The 26,159-nt window shown below is 63.2% G+C and carries 2 protein-coding genes; both read left to right on the top strand.

From position 1 onward, the window contains the following. The first annotated feature begins 187 nt into the window (after positions 1-187). Positions 188-14,242 carry a non-ribosomal peptide synthase/polyketide synthase gene (locus tag A7J50_RS16300; RefSeq protein ID WP_064452745.1) on the top strand — a complete coding sequence of 4,685 codons (14,055 nt, stop codon included), beginning with the start codon at positions 188-190 and terminating at the stop codon, positions 14,240-14,242. A 3-nt stretch (positions 14,243-14,245) separates the two neighbouring features. Continuing rightward, on the top strand, positions 14,246-26,098 hold the full coding sequence (locus A7J50_RS16295) for a non-ribosomal peptide synthetase (protein ID WP_064452744.1): 11,853 nt from the start codon (positions 14,246-14,248) through the stop codon (positions 26,096-26,098). Positions 26,099-26,159 lie beyond the last annotated feature (61 nt).

The raw sequence follows: 26,159 nt of genomic DNA, 5'->3' as shown, positions 1-26,159 counted from the left end.
AATGTAGTTGCAAAAAGTGGTGTCCGTCAATGCTAACTCGGGTTTGTGTGTCTTTCTCAAGATTGATGTAACCCTTGATGACACCTCGCTCCACGCCTCCCACCCCCGCTAATTTTTCCTCGCCCGGTTCGTTTTATAGGGACGACGTGCCTTTGTGCTTCCCGCCTATTGCTCCGGACTCCAAGAAATGAATGCTGAAGACTCCTTGAAACTTGCTCGCCGGTTTATCGGGTTGCCCCTGGAAAAACGCCAGGTTTTCCTACAGGCCCTGCAAAAAGAAGGCGTGGACTTTTCCCGGTTTCCGATTCCTGCAGGGGTGGACGTGGAGGACCGCCAGGTGCTGTCCTACGCGCAGCAGCGCATGTGGTTTCTCTGGCAACTGGACCCGGCCAGCGGTGCCTATAACCTGCCCGGCGCAGTGCGGCTAAAGGGTGAACTCAACCTCAGGGCGCTGGAGCAAGCGTTCGCCAGCCTGGTGGCTCGGCATGAAACCTTGCGCACGGTGTTCCAGCGCCAGGCCGATGAGCGCCTGATTCAGGTGGCGATAGAGCCGTCGCTGGCCGTCGAGCGTCTGGACTTCAGCACCTTGGCCCCCGATAAGCGCGAGCAGGCCGTCAATGACGCGGCAACGCGTCAATCGCTGCTGCCGTTCGACCTGGAGCACGGCCCGCTGCTGCGTGTGCAGTTGCTCAAGCTCGACGCGCAGGAGCACGTGCTGCTGCTGACCCTGCACCACATCGTCTCCGACGGCTGGTCGATGAATGTGCTGATCGACGAGTTCATCCGCTGCTATGACGCCCACGAGCGCAACGAGGCGCCGCAATTGCCGGCGTTGCCGATCCAGTACAGCGACTACGCCCTGTGGCAGCGTCGCTGGCTGGAAGCGGGGGAGCAGGCGCGTCAGCTGGAATACTGGCAGGCGCGTCTTGGTGATGAGCATCCGGTATTGGAGTTACCGACTGATCGCTCGCGCCCGGCCATGCCCAGCTACCAGGGCACGCGCCATAATTTCGCGATCGACGCAGGCCTGGCCGTGCAACTGCGCAGTTGCGCGCAACAGCACAACGTCACGCTGTTCATGCTGCTGCTGGGCGCCTTCAACGTGCTGTTGCATCGCTACACCGGGCAGGGCGATATACGTGTTGGCGTGCCGATCGCCAACCGCAACCGCAGTGAAGTCGAAGGGCTGATCGGTTTCTTCGTCAACACCCAAGTGCTGCGCACGGAGCTGACCGGGCAGACCCGTGTTGCCCAATTGCTGCAAAGCATCAAGGAGCACGCGCTGGGCGCGCAGGACCATCAGGAGCTGCCATTCGAACGCTTGGTGGAAGCACTGAAAGTCGAGCGCAGTCTTAGCCATACGCCGCTGTTCCAAGTGATGTACAACCATCAGCCGGTGGTCGCGGACATCGCCTCGGTCAGCACCGCCTCCGGCCTGGAGCTGGCACTTGTGGAGTGGCAGGGCCGTACCACGCAGTTCGACTTGACCCTCGATACCTATGAAAAGTCCGGCACCCTGTACGCCGCGCTGACCTACGCGAACGACCTGTTCGACGCGCCCTCCATTGCGCGCATGGCCCGGCACTGGATCAGCCTGTTGCAGGCCATGGTGGCCGATGGTGAACAGCGCATCGGCGAGCTGCCGATGCTGGATGTTGATGAGCAGCAAAGCCTGGTGCATCGCTGGAACCAGACCGCCGAGGCGTACCCGACCGACGTGGGTATTCATCAACTGATCGAAGACCAGGTGCAGCGCACGCCGCACGCGCCAGCCCTGGTATTTGGCGCCACCACGTTGACCTACGCCCAGCTCGACACCCGCGCCAACCAACTGGCCCATGCCTTGCGTGAGCGAGGTGTCGGCCCGGATGTGCTGGTGGGAGTCTGCGTCGAGCGTTCCGTCGAAATGGTGGTGGGTTTGCTTGCGATCCTCAAGGCGGGTGGCGCCTATGTGCCGCTGGACCCGGAATACCCTCGGGAGCGCCTGGCCTACATGATCGAAGACAGCGGCATCACGCTGCTGCTCAGCCAGCACAGCCTGTTGGCGTTGCTGCCCGCTGAAGGCCTCCAGGTGATTGCCCTGGACCAAGCGCCAGCCTGGCTCGAGGGCTACAGCATCGAAGCGCCTGCCGTGGATATCCACGCGCTCAACCTGGCCTACGTCATCTACACCTCCGGCTCCACCGGCAAACCCAAAGGCGCCGGCAACAGCCATCGTGCGTTGGTCAACCGTCTTTGCTGGATGCAACAGGCCTATGGCCTGAATGCCAGCGATGCAGTCCTGCAGAAAACCCCGTTTAGTTTTGACGTCTCGGTCTGGGAGTTCTTCTGGCCGCTGATGACCGGCGCACGTCTGGTCGTCGCCGCGCCTGGCGAACACCGCGAACCCGCGCGCTTGATCGAGACCATTGGCCGTCACGCCATCACCACCTTGCACTTTGTGCCGTCGATGCTGCAGGCGTTTATCCATGAGCCGGGCGTACACGCCTGCACCTGCCTCAAGCGTATCGTTTGCAGTGGCGAAGCCTTACCGCTGGATGCGCAAGTGCAGGTGTTCGCCAAGCTGTCAGGGGCCGACTTGTTCAACCTCTATGGCCCCACCGAAGCCGCGATCGACGTGACCCACTGGACCTGTGTGGATGAAGGTGCCGACAGCGTGCCTATCGGCCGCCCGATCGCCAACCTCGCCACCTATGTGCTCGACGCCGAGCTGAACCCGGTGCCGGCCGGTGTGTCCGGCGAGCTGTATCTGGGCGGCACTGGCCTGGCGCGCAGTTATCACCGCCGCCCGGCGCTGACCGCCGAGCGGTTTGTGTCGAGCCCGTTCGTCAACGGCGAGCGCCTTTACCGCACCGGCGACCGCGTGCGTCAGCGAGCCGACGGCGTAATCGACTACCTCGGCCGTCTCGATCATCAGGTCAAGCTGCGCGGCTTGCGTATCGAGTTGGGCGAAATTGAAACACGCTTGATGCAGCACCCCTCGGTGCGTGAGGCGGTGGTGCTGGTACAGGGCGGTAAACAATTGGTCGCCTACCTGGTACTCGAGAACGAAGAGCCCACGGACCTCAAGGCGTGGCTGCTCAGCAGCTTGCCGGAGTACATGGTGCCGACTCACTTCGTGACCCTGGCCAAACTGCCGGTGACCGCCAATGGCAAGCTTGACCGCAAGGCGCTGCCGCTGCCCGATGCAGCGCCGCAACAAGCGTTTGTTGCTCCTTCGACTGAGCTTCAAAAAGCCTTGGCGGCGATCTGGGGTGATGTGCTCGGCGCCCCGCAAGTCGGCCTGGACGACAACTTCTTTGAGCTGGGCGGCGATTCGATCATCTCCATCCAGGTGGTCAGCCGCGCCCGCCAGGCGGGGATTCGCCTCAGCCCACGCGACCTGTTCCAGTACCAGAGCGTGCGCAGCCTGGCGCTGGTGGCGAGCTTTGAACAGGCGACTGTTATTGATCAAGGCCCGGTGACCGGCGAAGCAATCCTGACGCCCGTGCAGCACGGCTTTTTCGCCCAGGCAATCCCGGCCCGTCACCATTGGAACCAGTCGTTGCTGCTCACGCCGCGCGAGGCGCTGGAGCCTGCTCGGCTGGATGCAGCCCTGACGCACCTGATCAACCACCACGATGCGCTGCGCCTGCGTTTTACGCAGCAAGCCGCTGGCTGGCAGCAAGCCCACGGCGCTCCGATCACGCAATCCACACTGTGGCGATCCACCGTCAGCACCGACGCCGAGCTGGCTGCGCTATGCGATGAAGCCCAGCGCAGCCTGGACCTGGAGCACGGCCCACTGTTACGCGCAGCCTTGGTGCAAATGGCCGATGGCAGCCAGCGCCTGCTGCTGGTGGTCCATCACCTGGTGGTCGACGGCGTGTCCTGGCGCATCCTGCTCGAAGACCTGCAACAGGCTTATCGCCAAGCCGCATTGCCGGCCAAGACCAGCAGCTACCAGCAGTGGGCGCAGCAGTTGCAGGCCCATGCGCACACCCTCCAGGACCAACTGCCTTTTTGGCAGGCGCAGTCCTGCGACGCTGACCTGCCGTGCGACAACCCTCAAGGTGGCCTGCAGAATCGCCTGGGCGCCAAGCTCGAAACCCGTCTCGATGCCGAGCAAACCCGCCAACTGCTGCAGGATGCGCCGGCGGCCTATCGCACCCAGGTCAACGACCTGTTGCTGACCGCGTTGACGCGGGTGATCAGCCGTTGGAGCGGCCAGGCCGGCGCGTTGATCCAGCTGGAGGGCCATGGTCGCGAAGACTTGTTTGACACCCTCGACCTAAGCCGCACTGTCGGTTGGTTTACCAGTTTGTTCCCGGTGCGTTTGCAGGCCCATGGCGATCTGTCGAGCGCGATCAAGTCGATCAAGGAGCAACTGCGCGCGGTCCCGGACAAGGGCGTGGGCTACGGCCTGCTGCGCTACCTGGGCAACCCCCAATCGCACAAGACCCTGGCTGGTTTGCCCGCGCCGCGCATTACCTTCAACTACCTGGGGCAGTTCGACCGCCAGTTCAACGACTCGGCACTGTTCGTACCGGCCGCGCAAAGCAGCGTCCAGGCTCAAGACCCTGAAGCCCCATTGGCCAACTGGTTGACGGTGGAAGGGCAGGTGTACGGCGGGGAGCTGTCCCTGCAATGGGGCTTCAGCCGTGAGATGTTCAAGGCTGCGACCATTCAGCGCCTGGCGGATGAGTACGCCACGGAACTCAAGGCGTTGATCGAACATTGCTGCGAAACGCCGGCAGGGCAGGTGACGCCGTCGGACTTCCCGCTGGCACGCCTCACCCAACAGCAGCTGGATGCACTGCCCGTACCCGGCCCGCAAATCGCTGACCTTTACCCACTATCGCCAATGCAACAGGGCATGCTGTTCCACACGTTGTATGAGCCCGAGGCCCAGGCCTATATCAACCAGCTTCGCCTGGATATTGAAGGCCTGGATCTGCTTGCCTTCGGCTGTGCCTGGCAAGCGGCGCTGGACCGGCATGACATCTTGCGCAGCAGCTTCCACTGGCTGGGCCTGGACAGTGCCCATCAAGTGATCCAGCGTCAGGTCGACGTGCAATTGCAAGTGATCGAAGACGTGGCTGTCGACTTCGATGCGCTGGCCGATGCCGAGCGTTCACGCGGTTTCGAGCTAAACGCCGCGCCGCTGTTTCGCCTGATGTTGGTACGCGGCGCCGGGTCCGCCTGGCACTTCATCTTCACCAGTCATCACATCCTGATGGATGGCTGGAGTAACGCGCAGCTGCTTGGCGAAGTCATTGCCCACTATGCAGGCCAGGCACTGCCGGCGCCGCTGGGGCAGTTCCGCGATTACCTGGGCTGGCTGCAACAGCAACCCAGCGGCGAGACCTTCTGGAAAAATGCCCTGGCGCCGTTGCAAGCGCCAACGTTGCTGGCCCAGGCCCTGCGGGCGCCGGTCGACGGCGTGGGCATGGCTGACCATCAAGTGGCATTGGGCAACGACTTTACCCAGGCCCTCGGCGAGTTTGCCCGCCAACAAAAAGTCACGCTCAATACGCTGCTGCAAGGCGCCTGGAGCCTGTTGCTGCAACGCTACACCGGCCAGGACTGCGTGGCGTTCGGCGCCACCGTCGCCGGGCGTTCAGCGCCGTTGCCGGGAATCGAGCAGCAGCTGGGCTTGTTCATTAACACCTTGCCCATCATCAGTGCCGCCTCGCCCGCTCAATCGGCCAGCGCTTGGTTCAGTGAGTTGCAAGCCCTGAACCTCAGCTTGCGCGACCATGAACACGTGCCGCTCTATGACATACAGGCGTGGGCCGGTCAGCAAGGCGCGGCGTTGTTCGACACCTTGCTGGTGTTTGAAAACTTCCCGGTGGCCGAAGCGCTCAAGCAAGGCGCGCCCGCAGGCCTGACATTCGGCCGGCTGCACAACCATGAGCGCACTCACTACCCGCTGACCCTGGGCGTCGAGCTGGGTGCCAGTCTGCGCCTGGAGTTCAGCTACGACCGAGCCCGCTTCAGCGAGCAACAGGTCACGCGGTTGGGCGCTAACCTGCGTCACCTACTGACGCAACTGGTGGCGGACGCGCACGTACCTTTAGGCAACTTGCAGCTGCTGGATGCCGACACACGACACGAGGTGCTCGCACTCAGCCAATCGCTCGGCGGCGCCCAGCGTCATCAGCGCGTGCACGAGCGCATAGCCGCGCAGGCCCACGCCACACCTGACGCATTGGCGGTACATGCGGGCCGTGAGCGCCTGAGCTATGCCCAGCTCAACACGCGAGCCAACCGTATGGCCCACCGCCTGATGGAACTCGGCGTAGGGCCGGGCCAACGGGTGGGCCTGGCCAGTCTGCGTGGGCCGCAGTTGATCGTCAGCCTGCTGGCGGTGCTCAAAACTGGCGCGGCCTACGTGCCGCTGGACCCAAAATACCCGGCCGAACGCTTGGCCTACATGCTGGCGGACAGTCGCCTGGACCTGCTGCTCAGCCAAACCGGCTTGCTCACCGATCTGCCGCTGCCGCAAGGGCTGATGCGCGTGGCGTTCAGCGCGTGCGGTGAAGAGCTGGCCAATTACCCGGCGACCAATCCAGCCAACTCGGCGGCGGCTGCCGACCTGGCCTACGTGATCTATACCTCCGGGTCTACCGGCCAGCCCAAAGGCGTGGCCATCGACCATGCCGCCCTCGGCCAGTTCTGCGAGAGTGCCGAGGCCTATAGCCGCCTGAGTGCCGAAGACCGCGTGCTGCAATTTGCGACGTTCAGTTTCGACGGGTTTGTTGAGCAGTGCTACCCGTCGCTGTGTGTGGGCGCTGCCTTGATCATGCGCGGCGATGAGCTGTGGGACGTCGGGCAACTTGCACAGGAGATCGTCGAGCAGGGTGTGACCCTGGCCGACTTGCCGGCTGCCTACTGGTACCTGCTGGCCAAGGAATGTGCGCTGGACCGCCGTACCTTGGGCAACCTGCGCCAAGTGCATGTGGGCGGCGAGGCCATGTCGGTGGAAGGCTTGCGCGCCTGGCACGCGGCGGGGCTGGGCGATGTGCGCTTGGTCAATACCTATGGGCCGACCGAGGCGACGGTGGTGTCCAGCGTGCACGAGTGCCAACTGGCGGATGCCAGTGATGCGTTCGGTGTGCCGATTGGTCGGGCGATCGCAGGTCGCTCGCTGTATGTGCTCGACAGCGGGTTCGAGCTGCTGGCCACCGACGGCGTCGGCGAGTTGTGCATTGGCGCCGAAGCGGGCCTGGCCCAGCGTTATTTCGACCGCCCGGCATTGACTGCTGAACGCTTCCTGCCGGACCCGTTTTCCAGTGTGCCGGGCGCACGGCTTTACCGCAGCGGCGACCTTGCCCGTTACAACGAGGCAGCGGCGTTGGAGTACGTCGGGCGTATCGACCATCAGGTGAAAATTCGCGGCTACCGCATCGAAATGGGCGAAATCGAGGCCTGCCTGCAAGCCTTGCCGCAGGTGCGTGAAGCCGTCGTCATCGCCCAGCCGAGCGCTATCGGCATGCAATTGGTCGCCTATGCAGTGCCTGCCCATGGGCAGACTCTGGATGCGCAAACGCTGGCGGCAACCTTGCGCCAATCGCTGCCGGACTACATGGTACCGGGCCACTGGGTGCTGCTCGCCGCGTTGCCGTTGAACCACAATGGCAAGCTTGACCGCCGTGCGCTGCCGGCGCCCGACCTGAACCTGCGTCAACAGGCTTATGTGGCGCCACAAAGCCCGCTGCAAATGCAGTTGGCAACGATCTGGCAAGCGGTGTTGCAGGTCGAGCAGGTGGGCCTCACGGATCACTTCTTCGAGCTGGGTGGCCATTCATTGCTGGCCACCCAGGTGATTTCCCGTGTGCGGCATGAGTTGAAGCGTGAAGTCCCGCTGCGCGCACTCTTTGAGCAACCGACGCTGGAAGCATTCGCCACGCTGTGTTCAGGCTTGCATCAGCAGAGTGCGCAACCGCTGGTGGCCCTGGAGCGCGGGCAGCCGATGGCGCTGTCGTTCGCCCAGGAACGCCAATGGTTTTTGTGGCAGTTAGACCCTGCCAGCGCGGCGTATCACGTGCCTACGGCGTTGCATCTGCGCGGCGAACTGGATATCAACGCGCTGGAGCGTGCATGCCAGGCGCTGGTGTTGCGCCATGAACCGTTGCGCACCACTTTTGTTGAAGACGGTGAGCAGACCTGGCAGGTAATCCATTCCGCCCTGGCAATGCCTGTCGAGCAGGCGAGGGCAGAGGCTGCGACGCTCCAGCAGTGTGTGGAGCAGGAAATCCAGCGCCCATTCGACCTGCGCAGCGGCCCGCTGATGCGCGTCAAACTGCTGGTGATCGCGCCCGAGCACCATGTGCTGGTCATCACTCAACACCACATCATCTCCGACGGTTGGTCGATGCACGTGATGGTGGATGAGCTGGTGGCGCTGTATCAGGGCCAGGCTCAGTTGCCGGCACTGCCGATCCAGTACGCCGACTATGCCGTGTGGCAACGCAACTGGATGGCGGCAGGTGAAAAACAGCGCCAGCTCGACTACTGGCAACGGCGCCTGGGCGATGAGCATCCGGTGCTGGAGCTGCCCCTGGACCACTCGCGTCCGGCGGTACAGAGTTATCGGGGCGCGCGTCAGCAGGTCCAGCTTGACCCTGCGCTGGTGAACGACCTGAAGGCGCTGGCCCAGCGCGAGGGCGTGACACTGTTCATGCTCTTGCTGGCCTCGTTTCAGACCCTGCTGCATCGCTACAGCGGCCAGTCCCGGCTGCGCGTCGGGGTGCCGATCGCCAACCGCAATCGCCTTGAAACCGAGCGGCTCATCGGCTTTTTCGTCAACACTCAGGTGCTTCAGGGCGACCTCGATGGGCAGATGGCCTTCAGCCAATTGCTTGCCCAGGTCAAGCAGCGCGCCCTGGAGGCGCAGGCCCATCAGGATCTGCCATTCGAGCAGTTGGTAGAAGCGCTGCAACCGGAGCGCAGCCTGAGCCATAACCCACTGTTCCAAGTGATGTTCAATCACCAGGACACCCTGCGGGCCGGCCCTGTGCACCTGCCAGGTCTGGCGTTGCAGCCGCTGGATTGGGCAGGCCACACCACGCAAGTTGACTTGAGCCTCGAAACCGAAGAATCCGCTGAAGGCCTGTGGGCGTCACTGACCTACGCCACCGACCTGTTCGAACCCGCGACCCTGGAGCGCTTGGCGCAGCATTGGCAGAACCTGTTGCGCGCCGTCGTGAGTGATGCTTCGCAAGTATTGGATGAACTGCCGATGCTCAGCGCGCAGCAATGGCAACAGACCGTGCATGGCTGGAACGACAGCACCGTCGATTACCCGCGGACGCGCTGTGTGCATCAGCTGTTTGAAACGCAAGTATTGGCAACGCCGGGCGCGAGTGCGCTGCAATTCAATGGCGACGCCCTGAGCTACCGCGAACTCAACCGCCGCGCCAACCGCCTGGCTCATCGTCTGATTGCGGCGGGCGTTGGCCCTGACGTACTGGTGGCCGTGCATGTCGAGCGCTCGGTAGACATGGTGGTTAGTCTGTTGGCGACCCTCAAGGCGGGTGGCGCTTATGTGCCGCTCGACCCGCAGTTCCCGGCAGATCGACTGGCCTTCATGCTGGAAGACAGCCGCGCCCGGGTGTTGCTGACCCAATCACACTTGAATGGTCGCCTGGCACAACCGGACGGTCTGAAGGTGCTGTGGGTGGACGCGGTAGACGCCAGCGGTGCCGACCATGACCCGCAGGTGAATATCACGCCGGAGCATTTGGCTTACGTGATCTATACCTCCGGCTCTACCGGCAGGCCCAAGGGCGTGATGGTCCGTCATCAGGCGCTGTGCAGCTTTGCCTGCGGCATGGCCGGTAGCCTGGAGATTGGCTCCGACGCGCGGGTGCTGTCGCTGACCACTTTCTCGTTCGACATCTTCGCCCTGGAACTCTACGTCCCACTGATCGTCGGCGGCACGGTGCTGCTGAGCGGCCAGGCACTGGCCCTCGACCCGGAGGCGATTATCGATCTGGTGCATAACCAATCCGCCTGTGTGCTGCAGGCCACCCCATCGACCTGGCGCATGCTGCTGGAAAGCCCGCGCGCCCAGCTGTTGCAGGGCATCAAGTGCCTGTGTGGCGGCGAAGCGCTGCCGGTCGACCTTGCCCAAGGCTTGCTCGATCTGCGGGGCCCCGTGTGGAATCTCTATGGCCCGACGGAAACCACTGTCTGGTCGGCTGCCCATCGTCTGTCAGAGGCGCAGCCTTTTGTCGGGCGGCCGATTGCCAACACCTCGTTGTTCATTCTCAACGCCGGGCTGACGCCATGCCCGCAGGGCGCTGCCGGTGAATTGTTAATCGGCGGCGTTGGCCTGGCGCGCGGCTATCACGCGCGACCATCGCTGACCGCAGAACGCTTTGTGCCCAATCCTTATGGTGCCCCGGGCGAACGCCTGTACCGCAGCGGCGACCTCGCACGCTATCGCCCCGACGGCGTGGTCGAGTACATCGGCCGGGTCGATCATCAGGTCAAGGTGCGCGGCTTCCGTATCGAGCTGGGCGAAATCGAAGCCTGCCTGCGCGAACACGCGGCAGTGCGTGAAGTCGTGGTGCTGGCTGAGAACGACCGCTTGATCGCCTACCTGGTGACTTTCGCTGCCGAACAGCAGGCAGCGCTGCGTAACCAGTACAAGGCAGCGCTGCGCGAGCGCCTGCCGGACTACATGGTGCCCGCACAGCTTATATTCCTTGATAGCCTGCCATTGACCCCGAACGGCAAGCTCGACCGCAAGGCGCTGCCCAAGGCAGATACCGAGCTGTTGCTCGAAGCCTTTAAGGCGCCTGTCAGTCAGCGCGAACAGCAAGTCGCGGCCATCTGGGCTGATGTGCTGGAGGTGCCGCAAGTGGGCCTCGACGATCACTTCTTTGAGCTGGGCGGACATTCGCTGCTGGCCACGCGAGTGGTGTCGCGAGTACGCCAGGCACTGGCGCTGGAAGTTGCGCTCAAGACCCTGTTCGAACAGCCTGTGCTCAGTGACTTTGTGCGTGCATTGGGCGAGGAGGGCGTCACCGCACCGGCCCTGCTCAAGGCCGACCGCACACAACCCTTGCCGCTGTCTTACGCCCAAGAGCGGCAATGGTTCCTCTGGCAACTCGACCCGCAAAGCTCGGCGTACCACATCCCCAGCGCCCTGCGTTTGAAAGGCGCGCTGGACGTGGCCGCGCTGCAACGCAGTTTTGACACGCTGTTGGCGCGTCATGAAAGTCTGCGCACGCATCTGCGTCAGGAGGCCGGCGGCGCGGTGCAAGTGATTGAAGACCTGGGCTTGATCGAAATCGAACGTTGCGATACCAACGAAGCCGGGCTAAAGGGGCAGGTGGCCGAGGCCGTCGCCCAACCGTTCGACCTGCTGCGCGGGCCGTTGCTGCGGGTCAAGTTGTTGCGCCTGGCCGACGACGATCACGTCGTGGTGCTGGTACAGCATCACATCGTCTCCGATGGCTGGTCGATGCAGTTGATGGTCGAGGAATTGGTGAAACTGTATGCGGCTTTCAGCGACGGCCACACGCCGCAGTTGCCGACCTTGCCGATTCAGTACGCCGACTACGCGCTGTGGCAGCGCAACTGGATGGAGGCCGGCGAGAAAGCGCGCCAGCTGACTTACTGGCGTGAGCAGTTGGGCGGCGAGCAGCCGGTATTGGAGCTGCCGTTCGACCATCAGCGCCCAGCGATGCCAACCCATCGTGGTGCGCGTCTCGGTGTTGAGTTGAAGCCGCAGCTGTTGGCCGGTTTGCGCAGCCTGGCGAACCAGGCTGGAGTCACGTTGCCGATGGTGTTGCTGGCGGCCTACCAGGCCTTGCTGCATCGCTACAGCGGCCAGGAAGACGTGCGTGTCGGGGTGCCAATCGCCAACCGCAACCGCCTTGAAACCGAGGGACTGATTGGTTTCTTCGTCAATACACAGGTGCTCAAGGCTGACATCAACGGCCAGATGAGCGTGGCGCAACTGTTGCGTCAGGTGCGCCAACGGTCCCTGGAAGCGCAGGCTCATCAAGACCTGCCGTTCGAGCAACTGGTGGAAGCGCTGCAGCCCGAACGCAGCATGAGCCTGAGCCCGTTGTTCCAAGTGCTGTTCAACCACCGCGTGACGTCGGCAGGCAGTCATTTGCAGCGTTTGTCCGGGTTGCAGGTCGAGGTGTTGAGCTGGGATGAAGGCGTCGCCCAGTTCGATTTGGCGCTGGATGTGGAGGAATCCCGCGAGGCGTTGCGTGCATCCCTGAGTTACGCCACCGATCTGTTTGCACACACCACCATCGAACGCATGGCCGGGCATTGGCAGAACCTGTTGCAGAGCATGGTGGACGATCAGCAGCAGGCCATCGGGCTACTGAACCTGCTCAGCCTTGATGAGCAACAACACATTCTGCACCTGTGGAATTGCACTGGTTCGGGCTTCTCGGCCAAGCGCCTGGTGCACGAAATGGTCGCCGACCGTGCTCGGGAAAACCCGAATGCAGTGGCGGTAAAATTCGATGCGCAAACGCTGACGTACGGTGAACTCGATCGCCAGGCCAATCGCCTGGCGCATGCGCTGATCGCCCGTGGTGTAGGCCCGGAAGTGCGCGTGGCCATCGCCATGCCGCGCAGTGCCGAGAGCATGGTGGCATTTCTGGCTGTGATGAAATCGGGTGGCGTGTATGTGCCGCTGGACGTGGAATATCCGCGTGATCGCTTGCTGTACATGATGCAAGACAGCCGCGCGCAACTGTTGCTGACTCACACCCGCGTGTTGCAGCAATTGCCGATACCTGAAGGGCTGAACACCCTGGCGATAGATCGCACCGAGGACTGGGCCGATTACAGCGACACCGCACCAGAGGTCGCACTGGACGGCGACAACCTCGCCTACGTGATCTACACCTCCGGCTCCACCGGCCTGCCCAAGGGCGTGGCGGTGTCGCACGGCCCGCTCGTGGCGCATATCATTGCCACCGGCGAACGCTATGAAACCGGCCCGGCCGATTGCGAACTGCACTTCATGTCCTTCGCCTTTGACGGCTCTCACGAAGGCTGGATGCACCCGCTGATCAACGGCGCCAGTGTGCTGATCCGCGACGACAGCCTGTGGCTGCCGGAATACACCTACGCACAAATGCACCGCCATAACGTGACGATGGCGGTGTTTCCGCCGGTGTACCTGCAACAACTGGCCGAGCATGCCGAACGCGACGGCAACCCGCCGGCGGTGCGCGTGTATTGTTTTGGTGGTGATGCGGTGGCGCAGGCGAGCTACGACCTGGCCTGGCGTGCGCTCAAACCGACCTACCTGTTCAACGGTTACGGCCCCACCGAAACCGTGGTCACGCCGCTGCTGTGGAAGGCACGCAAGGGCGACCGTTGCGGCGCGGTCTATGCGCCTATCGGCACGTTGCTGGGCAACCGCAGTGGCTACGTATTGGACGCGCAGTTGAACCTGCAACCGATCGGCGTGGCCGGTGAGTTGTACCTGGGCGGCGAGGGCGTGGCCCGGGGTTATCTGGAGCGTCCGGCGCTGACCGCCGAGCGTTTTGTGCCGGACCCGTTCGGCAAACCCGGCAGCCGTGTGTACCGCAGCGGCGACTTGACCCGTGGCCGCCCGGACGGCGTGGTGGACTACCTTGGCCGTGTCGACCACCAAGTGAAGATCCGTGGTTTTCGCATCGAGCTGGGTGAAATCGAGGCCCGTCTGCGCGAGCAGGACAGCGTCGGTGAAACCGTGGTGGTGGCCCAGGAAGGGCCGACCGGCAAGCAGCTGGTGGCGTATGTCGTACCGGCCGATCCCGCGCTGATCAACCAGGCCGAATTCCGTGACGCCCTGCGCCGTGCGCTCAAGACCCGACTGCCGGATTACATGGTGCCCACGCACTTTATGTTCCTGGCGCAAATGCCGCTGACCCCCAACGGCAAACTCGACCGTAAAGGCTTGCCCGCGCCGGATGCGAGCCTGATGCAGCAACGCTATGTGGCACCCGAAACCGAACTGGAGCAGCAGGTTGCGGCGATCTGGGCCGAAGTGCTGCGCCTGCCGCAAGTGGGCCTGGATGACAACTTCTTCGAAGTCGGCGGCCATTCCTTGCTGGCGATCCAGATTACTTCGCGGGTCCAGGTCGAGTTGGGCCTGGAAGTGCCCTTGGTCGAAGTGTTCCAGACCGAAACGTTGCGTGCCTATGTGCAGGCCGCCGCCACCTTCCGCGCGGGCAGCGTGGAAGATTTTGATGATCTACGTGACTTTTTGAGCGAACTAGAGGCGATTTGAACCATGCTTTCCAACCCGAATATCGATCTGGTCTCGCGCTTTCTTCGCCTGCCGCTTGAACAACGCCAGCAGTTTTATCAGCGCCTGCAAGCGCGCGGCATGAGTTTCGCGCAATTGCCGATTGCCCCCACCCGGCATGATGTCGACACATTGCCATTGTCTTACGCCCAGGAACGCCAGTGGTTTCTCTGGCAGCTTGATCCGGACAGCGCCACCTATCACATTCCTGGGGCGCTGCGCCTGCAAGGCCAGCTCGACCTCGCGGCGTTACAACACAGTTTCGACCGTTTGCTGGCCCGCCACGAAAGCCTGCGTACCCGCTTGGTACAGGACGGTGAGCAGCTGTTGCAGGCGGTAATGCCTGAGGCCAGGGTTGAAATCGTGCAGATGCAAACGGACGAACAGCAATTGATGGCGCGGGTGGAAGCGGAGGTTGCACGTCCTTTCGATCTGCTCCAGGCGCCGCTGTTGCGCGTGACACTGTTGCAACTGGCCGAAGATGAACATGTGCTGGTGATGGTCCAGCACCACATCATTTCCGATGGCTGGTCGATGCAGGTGATGGTCGAGGAACTCGTGCAGCTCTATGCGGCCTGCTGCCAGGGGCGCACCCTGGCGTTGCCGGACTTGCCGATCCAGTACGCCGACTATGCCCTGTGGCAGCGCGGCTGGATGGAAGCGGGGGAGAAGGCCCGTCAGTTGGCGTACTGGCAGGCACTGCTGGGCGGTGAGCAGCCCGTGCTGGAGTTGCCCCTCGACCATCCGCGACCGGCCCAACAAAGCCATCGCGGCAACAGCCTGCAGGTGCATCTGCAACCGGCACTGGTCAGCGACATCAAGCGCCTTGCGCAGCTAGAGGGCGCCACCTCGTTCATGTTGCTCCTGGCTTCGTTCCAGACCTTGCTCTATCGCTACAGCGGGCAGTCGGACATCCGTATCGGCGTGCCAAATGCCAGCCGTAACCGTGTTGAAACCGAGCGGCTGATTGGCTTTTTCGTTAACACCCAGGTGCTCAAGGCCGACCTTGACGGGCAGATGACGTTTGTCGAACTGCTGCAGCAGACCAAGCGGCGTTCACTGGAGGCCCAGGCGCACCAGGACTTGCCGTTCGAGCAACTGGTGGTGGCGTTGCAGCCCGAGCGGAGCCTGAGCCACAACCCGTTGTTCCAAGTGATGTTCAATCACCAGACCGACGCCCAGGGCGGGCGCGAGGGGCAGCAATTACCCGGCTTGCGCGTTTCGGAGCTGGACTGGGACAGCCAAACCACGCACTTCGACCTCAGCCTGGACACCCATGAATCCCCGGAAGGTATCTGGGCGGCGCTGACCTACGCCACTGACCTGTTCGATGCCGCGACAATAGAGCGTTTGGCGCAGCATTGGCAGAACCTGCTGCACGCAGTGGTGAGTGCACCGCACAGCCGTCTCAGTGACGTGGCGATGCTGAGCGCAACCGAACAAACGGTGATACGCAAGGAATGGAATGCCCCGGCCACCGGCGGCGAACTGCAGGCGGTGCATCAGCTGTTCGAGGCCCAGGCCCAGCAGCACCCGCAACGCCAGGCCTTGGCCCTGGATGAGCAGACCATCAGCTATGGCGAGTTGAATCGCCAGGCCAACCGTCTGGCCCATTACCTGATCGCCCACGGCGTAGGCCCGGAGGTGCTGGTCGGCATTGCCGTGGAGCGCTCGTTTGCGATGGTGGTGAGCCTGCTGGCGGTGCTCAAGGCGGGCGGCGCTTACGTGCCGCTCGACCCGCAATACCCGCGTGAGCGCTTGCTGCACATGCTCGACGACAGCGGCTTGCAGCGGGTGTTGACTCAGTCGTCCCTGCGTGAGCGTTTGCCACTGCCTGAACACGTGTCGGCCCTGGACATCGATGTGGCCGATGCGCAACTGGCGCAGTGTGCCGAGCACAATCCCGGGCTCGACTTCGAACCGCGCAGCCTGGCTTACGTCATTTACACCTCAGGTTCTACTGGTAAACCCAAGGGCGTGGCGATCAACCATGCGGCTTTGAGTGAGTTCGCAAACATCGCTGCGGGCTACTCGTGCCTGACCCCGGATGACCGGGTGTTGCAGTTTGCGACCTTGAACTTCGACGGTTTCGTCGAGCAGTTGTACCCGGCGCTGACCGTTGGCGCCAGCGTGGTCCTGCGTGGCCCGCAGCTGTGGGACGGTGCCGAGCTGTACCGGCAGATTATCGCCCAGGGCATCACCCTGGCCGACTTGCCTACGGCCTACTGGAAACTCTTCCTGCAGGATTGCCTGGCGGCCGGCTCACGCGCTTACGGCGCACTGCGCCAGGTGCATATCGGCGGCGAAGCCATGCCGTTGGATGGCCCGGCGCTGTGGCGTCGCGCGGGGCTCGGGCATGTACGCCTGCTCAATACCTACGGGCCTACCGAGGCGACGGTGGTGTCCAGCGTGCTGGACTGCAGCGACGACGCGACCGTGATCGGCGCCAGCGCCAGCCCTATCGGCCGGGCGCTGCCGGGGCGTGCGCTGTATGTGCTCGACCGCGATTTGAATCTGCTGCCGGTCGGTGCCGTGGGTGAGCTGTATATCGCCAGTGAAAGCGGCCTGGCGCGTGCCTATCTGCAGCGACCTGCACTGACCGCCGAACGTTTTGTCGCCGACCCGTTCAGCCGCTTGGGCGAGCGCCTGTACCGCACCGGTGACCTGGCACGCTGTCGCGCCGATGGGGTAATCGAGTACGTCGGGCGAGTCGATCACCAGGTGAAAATCCGTGGTTTCCGCATCGAGCTGGGTGAGATCGAGGCGTTGCTATTGGCCCAGACAGGCGTGCGCGAAACGCTGCTGCTGGCCGCTGACAACCAGTTGCTGGCTTACGTGGTGCCCACACAAGCGCTGTCCGAGCCAGAACAACTGGCCGCCGGTGAGCAGCTCAAGGCTCGCCTGCGCGAGCAATTGCCGGATTACATGGTGCCGGCGCACCTGATCTTCCTCGCACGCATGCCGTTGAACCCCAATGGAAAGCTGGACCGCCAGGCCCTGCCCAAGCCCGATGCGGCTTCGGTCCAAGCCGACTGGCAAGCGCCTGTAACGGCCTTGCAGCAACGGGTTGCCGCGATCTGGGCCGATATCCTCGGCACTGAGCGTGTGGGCCTGACTCAGCACTTTTTCGAGCTGGGTGGGCATTCCCTGCTCGCCATGCAGGTGGTCTCGCGCATGCGCCAGGCGCTGAACCTCGAAGTGCCACTCAAGATGCTGTTTGAGCAGCCGCGCCTGGATGGATTTGTCGCGGCCATTGAAGCCCATTCCCCGACCGCGCCCAAGGCTCCCGCGTTGCTGCCGGTGGGGCGTGACCAGCCGTTGCCGTTGTCCTATGCCCAGGAGCGCCAATGGTTCCTGTGGCAACTGGAGCCGCAAAGCGCCGCGTATCACATACCTAGCGCCCTGCGCTTGAAAGGGCGGTTGGACACGGCGGCGTTGCAGCGCAGTTTCGATACGTTGCTGGCCCGTCACGAAAGCCTGCGTACCCATTTGCGCCAGACGCACGATGGCGCCGTGCAGGTGATTGACCCGGTGGCGTCGTTGCCGATGGTGCGTGCCGATGTCGAGGAGGCCCAACTCAAGGCGCGCGTCGAAGCTGAAATCGCCCGGCCGTTTGACCTGCAACAAGGGCCGTTGCTGCGCGTGACGCTGCTGCGTCTGGCGGCTGACGAACATGTGCTGGTGCTGGTTCAGCATCACATCGTGTCCGATGGTTGGTCGATGCAGTTGGTGGTGGAGGAACTGGTGCAGCTTTACGCCGCTTACAGCCAGGGGCAGGGCGTGCAATTGCCGCAACTGCCGATCCAGTACGCCGACTACGCCGTGTGGCAACGCAACTGGATGGACGCGGGCGAGAAAGCCCGTCAACTGGCGTACTGGCGCGAGGTGCTGGGCGGTGAGCAGAGCGTGCTGGAATTGCCATTCGACCATCCACGCCCGGCCGTGCAGAGCCACCGTGGCGCACGCTTACCGATCGAACTGGCCCCGACACTGGCCCACGACCTCAAGGCACTGGCCCAGCAACAGGGCGTGACGCTGTTCATGCTGCTGCTGGCGTCATTCCAGACCTTGCTGCACCGCTACAGCGGCCAGGAAGAGATCCGCGTCGGCGTGCCGATTGCCAACCGCAATCGCAGTGAGACCGAGCGCCTGATCGGCTTTTTCGTTAACACCCAGGTGCTCAAGGCCGACCTGCATGGCCAGATGAGCGTTGAGCAGTTGTTGCAGCACACGCGTCAGCGCGCGCTGGATGCCCAGGCGCATCAGGACCTGCCGTTCGAGCAATTGGTGGAAGCCCTGCAACCGGAACGCAGCCTGAGTCACAACCCGCTGTTCCAAGTGATGTTCAACCACCAGACCGATGTGGGCCAGGCCCAGGTCCAGCATCAATTGCCGCAACTGCGGGTCGAAGGGCTGGACTGGGAGAGCAAGACGGCGCATTTCGACCTGGACCTGGATATCCAGGAATCCGCCGAAGGCATCTGGGCCACCTTGGGTTATGCCCAGGACCTGTTTGAAGCCGACACCGTGCACCGTATGGCCCGCCATTGGCAGAACCTGTTGCAGGGCATGGTTGCCAACCCGCAGCAAACCCTCAGCCAATTGCCGCTGCTGGACACTGCTGAGCAGCAACAGATTCTACAGCTATGGAATTGCACCGACTCGGGCTTCTCGGCCAAGCGCCTGGTTCACGAAATGGTCGCCGACCGTGCTCGGGAAAACCCGAATGCAGTGGCGGTAAAATTCGATGCGCAAACGCTGACGTACGGTGAACTCGATCGCCAGGCCAATCGCCTGGCGCATGCGCTGATCGCCCGTGGTGTGGGCCCGGAAGTGCGCGTGGCCATCGCCATGCCGCGCAGTGCCGAGAGCATGGTGGCGTTCCTGGCCGTGATGAAATCGGGTGGCGTGTATGTGCCGCTGGACGTGGAATACCCGCGTGATCGCCTGCTGTACATGATGCAGGACACCCGCGCCAAGCTACTGCTGACACACTCGGCGGTGCAGCAGCGGCTGCCGATTCCGCAAGGCCTGGAAGTGCTTGCGGTTGATCAGGCCGCGGCCTGGGCCGAGGTTGACGACACCGATCCACGGGTCGCACTCGACGGCGACAACCTCGCCTACGTGATCTACACCTCCGGCTCCACCGGCCTGCCCAAGGGCGTGGCGGTGTCGCACGGACCGCTCGTGGCGCATATCATCGCCACCGGCGAACGCTATGAAACCGGCCCGGCGGATTGCGAACTGCACTTCATGTCCTTCGCCTTTGACGGCTCCCACGAAGGTTGGATGCACCCGCTGATCAACGGCGCCAGTGTGCTGATCCGCGACGACAGCCTGTGGCTGCCGGAATACACCTACGCACAAATGCACCGCCATAACGTGACGATGGCGGTGTTCCCGCCGGTGTACCTGCAACAACTGGCCGAGCATGCCGAACGCGACGGCAACCCGCCGGCGGTGCGCGTGTATTGTTTTGGTGGTGATGCGGTGGCGCAGGCGAGCTACGACCTGGCCTGGCGTGCGCTCAAGCCTACCTACCTGTTCAACGGTTACGGCCCCACCGAAACCGTGGTCACGCCGCTGCTATGGAAGGCCCGCAAGGGCGACCCTTGCGGCGCTGTCTACGCACCGATTGGTACGTTGTTGGGCAACCGCAGCGGCTACGTGTTGGACGCGCAGTTGAACCTGCAACCGATCGGCGTGGCCGGTGAGTTGTACCTGGGCGGCGAGGGCGTGGCCCGGGGTTATCTGGAGCGTCCGGCGCTGACCGCCGAGCGTTTTGTGCCGGACCCGTTCGGCAAACCCGGCAGCCGTGTGTACCGCAGCGGCGACTTGACCCGTGGCCGCCCGGACGGCGTGGTGGACTACCTGGGCCGTGTCGACCACCAAGTGAAGATCCGCGGTTTTCGCATCGAGCTGGGTGAAATCGAGGCCCGTCTGCGCGAGCAGGACAGCGTCGGTGAAACCGTGGTGGTGGCCCAGGAAGGGCCGACCGGCAAGCAGTTGGTCGCCTACGTCGTGCCGTTGGACCCGGCGTTGATCGACGATGCCGTGGCGCAATCGAACGGCCGTGAAGCGCTGCGCCGCGCCTTGAAAACCCGCCTGCCCGACTACATGGTGCCCACGCACCTGATGTTCCTGGCGCGCATGCCACTCACGCCCAATGGCAAGCTGGATCGCAAAGGCCTGCCGCTGCCGGACGTGAGCCTGATGCAGCAGGTGTACGTGGCGCCACAGAGTGAGTTGGAGCAGAAGATCGCCGCGATCTGGTCCGACGTGCTGCGCCTGCCGCGCGTGGGGCTGCATGACAACTTCTTCGAACTGGGCGGCGACTCGATCATTTCGATCCAGGTCGTCAGCCGTGCGCGCCAAGTGGGTGTGCGGTTCACGCCCAAGGACCTGTTCCAACACCAGACGGTCCAGAGCCTGGCAGCCGTCGCCCGCGAAGGCGAGGGCGCGGTGCTGCTGGATCAGTCGGCGCTGACCGGCGAGCTGTTGCTGCTGCCCATTCAGCATGCGTTTTTTGCCGATGACATCCCGGCGCGTGAGCACTGGAACCAGTCCGTGGTGCTGCAACCGCACCAGCGGCTGGAGGTGCCTGTGCTGGTGGCCGCTCTACAGGCGCTGATTGTGCATCACGACGCCCTGCGCACCACGTTTGCTCAAGGTGTAAATGGCTGGAGTGCGGCGTATCGAAGTGCGGAACAGCATCAGGCCGAACAGGTGCTGTGGCAGACCACCCTCACGACCCTCGAAGAACTTGAAACCTTGGGCGAGGAAGCCCAGCGCAGCCTCGACCTGAGTCAAGGCCCTTTGCTGCGCGCGGTGTTGGTGGGCATGGCCGATGGCTCACAGCGTTTGTTGCTGGTGATCCATCACTTGGTGGTGGACGGTGTGTCCTGGCGCATCCTCCTCGAGGACCTGCAAACGGCCTACCGCCAAATTGCCCAAGGCGCCGCGGTGGTGCTGCCAGCCAAGACCAGCTCCACGCGCGCATGGGCCGCGCGGCTGCAGGCTTACGCCGGCAGCCCGGCGCTGGCGCAGGCGTTGACGTGGTGGCAGACCCAGCTACACGGCAGCCACGCCGGTTTGCCGGGCGCCGACCCGCAGGCCAGCCTGAGCAACCGTCATGCATTGAGTGTGACGACCCAGTTGGACCCAGGGTTTACCCGACGTTTGTTGCAGGACGCTCCCAGTGCCTACCGTACCCAGATCAACGACCTGCTGTTGACGGCCCTTGCGCGCGTCATTGTGGGCTGGACCGGTGACACGTCGATGTTGATCCGGCTGGAAGGCCACGGCCGCGAGGACTTGTTCGATGAGATCGACCTGACCCGCACTGTGGGTTGGTTTACCAGCCTCTATCCCTTGCAACTGACGCCGACCGATTCCCTGGCGGGTTCCCTTAAACATATCAAGGAGCAATTGCGCGCTGTACCGGACAAAGGCCTGGGCTTTGGTGCCTTGCGTTACCTGGGTAATGCCGAGGCGCAACAGGCATTAAGTGCATTGCCGCGCCCACGTATCACGTTCAACTACCTGGGGCAGTTCGACGGCAGTTTCGAGGGCGGCGAACAGGAAGGTTTGTTCGCGCCTTCCGGTGACGCCAGTGGTGCCGAGCAAAGCCTTGACGCGCCGCTGGGCAACTGGCTGGAAATCAATGGCCAGGTCTACGCAGGCGAATTGAAGTTGAACTGGAGTTTCAGCCAAGAGATGTTCGCGCAAGCGACCCTGCAGCAGTTGGCGGACGAGTACGCGTTGGAACTCAAGGCCTTGATCGAGCATTGCTGTGCTCCGGCAAATCAAGGCGTCACGCCGTCGGACTTTCCCCTGGCGCGCTTGTCTCAAGGCCAGCTGGATGCGCTGCCACTGAACTTCTCTGAGGTGGAAGACCTGTATCCGTTGTCGCCGATGCAGCAAGGCATGTTGTTCCAGTCGTTGTATGGCGAAGGTTCGGGCGACTACATCAACCAGATGCGCATCGATGTGGACGGGCTGGATGTCCCGCGTTTCCGCCAGGCCTGGCAGGCAGCTGTCGACCGGCATGAAATTCTGCGCAGTGGTTTCCTCTGGCAAACCGATGTCGAGCAACCGTTGCAGGTGGTCTACAAGCAGCGGCGCATACCGCTTGAAGCGCTCGATTGGACGGACCGCACGGATTGCCCTGCGGCCCTCGATAGCCTGGCCGAATCGGCGCGGGCCCAGGGTTTCGTGCTGGAACAGGCGCCGCTGCTGAGCCTGTCGGTCATACGCACTGGCGTGTCGAGTTATCACCTGATCTATACCAACCACCACATCCTGATGGACGGATGGAGCGGTTCGCAGTTGTTTGGCGAGGTGTTGCAACACTACGCCGGCGAGCCGCTGGCTGCGCCGACGGGGCGCTATCGCGATTACATCGCCTGGTTGCAGGCGCAGAACAAAGCCGTCAGCGAAGCCTTCTGGAAAGACCAGTTGGTCAACCTGCAGGCGCCTACGCGCCTGGCATGCGGCCAGTCCAGCGAGGTGCAGACGGCCCCGGCGGCCAACGGTGAACATCGCCTGAGCTTTGATGCCGCGCATACCGAGCGCCTCAAAGTGTTCGCCCAGAGCAACAAGGTCACCCTCAATACGCTGGTGCAAGCCGCGTGGCTATTGCTGCTGCACCATCACACCGGGCAGGCCACCGTCGCGTTCGGCGCCACGGTGGCGGGGCGCCCAGCCGAGCTGCGCGGTATCGAGCAGCAAGTCGGTTTGTTTATCAATACGCTGCCCGTGGTGGCCACGCCTGAGGCGCAGATGTCGGTCAGCCAATGGCTGCAACATGTCCAGTCGCAGAATGTGCGCTTGCGCGAGCAAGAACACACGCCGCTGTTCGAGATCCAGCGCTGGGCCGGTCTGGGCGGGGAGGCGCTGTTCGACAGCATCCTGGTGTTCGAGAATTACCCGGTGTCCGAGGCGTTGGAGCAGGGCGCGCCGTCGGGTTTACGCTTTGGCACCGTGCACAGCCTGGAGCAGACGCACTACCCGTTGACCGTGCTCCTGGGCATGGGCGAAAGCCTGGGGCTTGAATTCAACTACGACCGGCAGGCCTTCAGTGCCGCGCATATCCAGCGCCTGGCCGAGCACTTCCAGCAGCTGTTGAGTGCCTTGATTATGGATGCCGACCAGTGCCTGGCCGCGCTGCCTTCGGTGGCATTGGCCGAGCGCCAGACGCTGCAGGCCTGGAACGCCACGGCGCAAAGCTACCCGCTGCACCAGAGCGTGCATCAATTGATCGAGGCGCAGGTGGTTCGTACGCCAGACGCTACGGCCCTGGCGTTTGCCGGGCAGCACCTGAGTTACGCCGAGCTGAACCGTCGGGCGAACCGCCTGGCGCATCGCTTGATCGCGGCCGGCGTGGGGCCGGACGTGCTGGTGGGCCTGGCGGTGGAGCGCTCCATCGAGATGGTCGTCGGTCTGTTGGCCGTGCTCAAGGCCGGTGGCGCCTACGTGCCGCTGGACCCGGAATACCCGCGAGATCGACTCGCCTACATGTTGCAGGACAGTGGCGTAACGTGGCTGCTGACCCAGGCTCATCTGCTGGAACAACTGCCGATCCCGACGGGCGTTCAGCACCTGGTGCTGGAGACGGGCGAGGCGTGGCTTGAGGGTTATAGCGCGCACAATCCTGACATCGCCGTCGATGGCGAAAACCTGGCGTATGTGATCTACACCTCGGGCTCTACCGGGCAGCCCAAGGGCGCCGGTAATCGGCATTCGGCGCTCACCAATCGGCTCTGCTGGATGCAGCAGGCGTATGGCCTGGAAGCCAGCGATAGCGTGTTGCAGAAAACCCCGTTCAGCTTTGACGTGTCGGTGTGGGAGTTCTTCTGGCCACTGATGGCCGGCGCGCGCCTGGTGGTGGCTGCGCCCGGGGAGCATCGCGATCCGGCCAGGTTGGTCAGCCTGATCAACGCCGAGCAGGTCACCACGCTGCACTTCGTGCCGTCCATGTTGCAAGCGTTCTTGCAGGACTCGGCGGCAAGTGCCTGCCATAGCCTGCAACGCATTGTCTGCAGCGGTGAAGCATTGCCCGTGGATGCCCAGCAGCAGGTGTTTGCCAAGCTGCCCGGTGCCCAGTTGTACAACTTGTATGGGCCGACGGAAGCCGCCATTGATGTGACCCACTGGACCTGTGTCGATGAAGGGCATGATGCGGTGCCGATTGGTCGGCCCATCGCCAACCTGGGTTGCTATGTGCTCGACGGCAACCTGGCGCCGGCGCCGGTGGGCGTGTTGGGTGAGCTGTACCTGGGCGGCATCGGGCTGGCGCGGGGTTATCACCGTCGGCCGGCGCTGACCGCTGAACGTTTTGTGACTGACCCGTTCGGCAGTGGTGCGCGCCTGTACCGTACCGGCGACCTGGCGCGCTATCGCGACGATGGTGTGATCGAGTACGCCGGGCGCATCGACCATCAGGTCAAGCTGCGCGGGCTGCGGATCGAGTTGGGTGAAATCGAGGCGCGCCTGCTGGAGCATGCCTGCGTGCGTGAAGCTGCCGTGCTGGCAGTAGGCGGCACGCACCTGGTGGGTTACCTGGTGTTGCAGGAACCGTGTGCGGACTGGAAAGCCTTGGTGGGTGCTCACCTTGCTGCGCAACTGCCGGATTACATGGTGCCCGCGCAGTGGGTGGTGCTGGCACAGATGCCGTTGAGCCCCAATGGCAAGCTGGATCGCAAAGCGCTACCCAAGCCTGAAGCAAACGCTGCACAGGACTATCAGGCGCCGCAAAGCGACATTGAGCAGCAGGTCGCGGCGATTTGGAGCGAAGTGCTCGGTGTTGAGCGCGTCGGGCTGAACGACAACTTCTTTGAGTTGGGTGGCCATTCATTGCGTGTGCTGCTGCTCAAGGAGCGCATCAGGCAGGTCAGCGGGGTCAATCTGTCCGTCAGCCAGTTGATGCTCAACCCCACCGTGCGTGGGCAGGTCAATTGCGTGCAGGGCGAGGTACGCAGCGAGTTGATCGTCAAGCTCAACAGCCAGACCCAAGGCACGCCGCTGTTCATGTTCCACCCAAGTTTCGGCTCGGTGCATTGCTACACCGCCATTGCCCTGGCACTCAGGGAGCAGCGCCCGGTGTTCGGCGTGATCTGCCGTGCGCTGGTGGAAGAGGGCGCACCGGTGCCTGAATGGCAGGCGATGGTTGACGATTACACCGCGCAATTGTTGAAGGCTCAGCCACAGGGTGCCTATCGCCTGGCCGGCTGGTCACTGGGCGGCAACCTGGCGATGGAAGTCGCCTACGCACTGGAGCAAGCCGGGCGTGAGGTCGAATTTGTCGGCTGGATTGATTCGGCGCCACCGCAGTGGCTCAAGCCTTATTGGGACGCGGTGGTGATCGAGGATGATCGTGAAGTATCAGCCAATGAGCGCCGTGCGGCGTTGCTTGGGGTGATGTTCCCGGCGTTTGCCGAGCAGATTGAAGGGGCTTGGCAACAGTGCCGGCGTCAGGCTGCGGATGAAGCCGGGCAATGGCAGGCGTTTGTAGCCTGGGCCGAACAGACCCTGGGCGAGGCCTTCACCGGCATTAAGGACGAGTTGCTACGTGGCAATGAAGCGCAGATTTCCTGGGAGGTTGACCGCGCACTCAGCGAGCGCATGACCGCGGCTGACTTCAAGCCGATCCAGGCTCCGGTCAGTTGCTGGTGGGCTTCTTTGAGCCGCGCGGGGCACTTCAAGGACCTGATCGAACAGCACATGGCCGGTGTGATTGGCCAGGCGCGCATCGAGCGTTCGGTGATGATCGAGACTGATCATGACGGGATCATCGACAGCGCCGCGTTCATCAATAGCCTGGTGGCTGCCATGGAGTAAGGGGCTGTTGTACGAATAAACCCGGATCATTGATCCGGGTTTTTTTGGGCTTTGTTTCAGG

The sequence above is a fragment of the Pseudomonas antarctica genome, assembly GCF_001647715.1.
GTDB lineage: Bacteria > Pseudomonadota > Gammaproteobacteria > Pseudomonadales > Pseudomonadaceae > Aquipseudomonas > Aquipseudomonas antarctica_A.
This window is presented reverse-complemented; position numbering and strand designations above follow the sequence as displayed.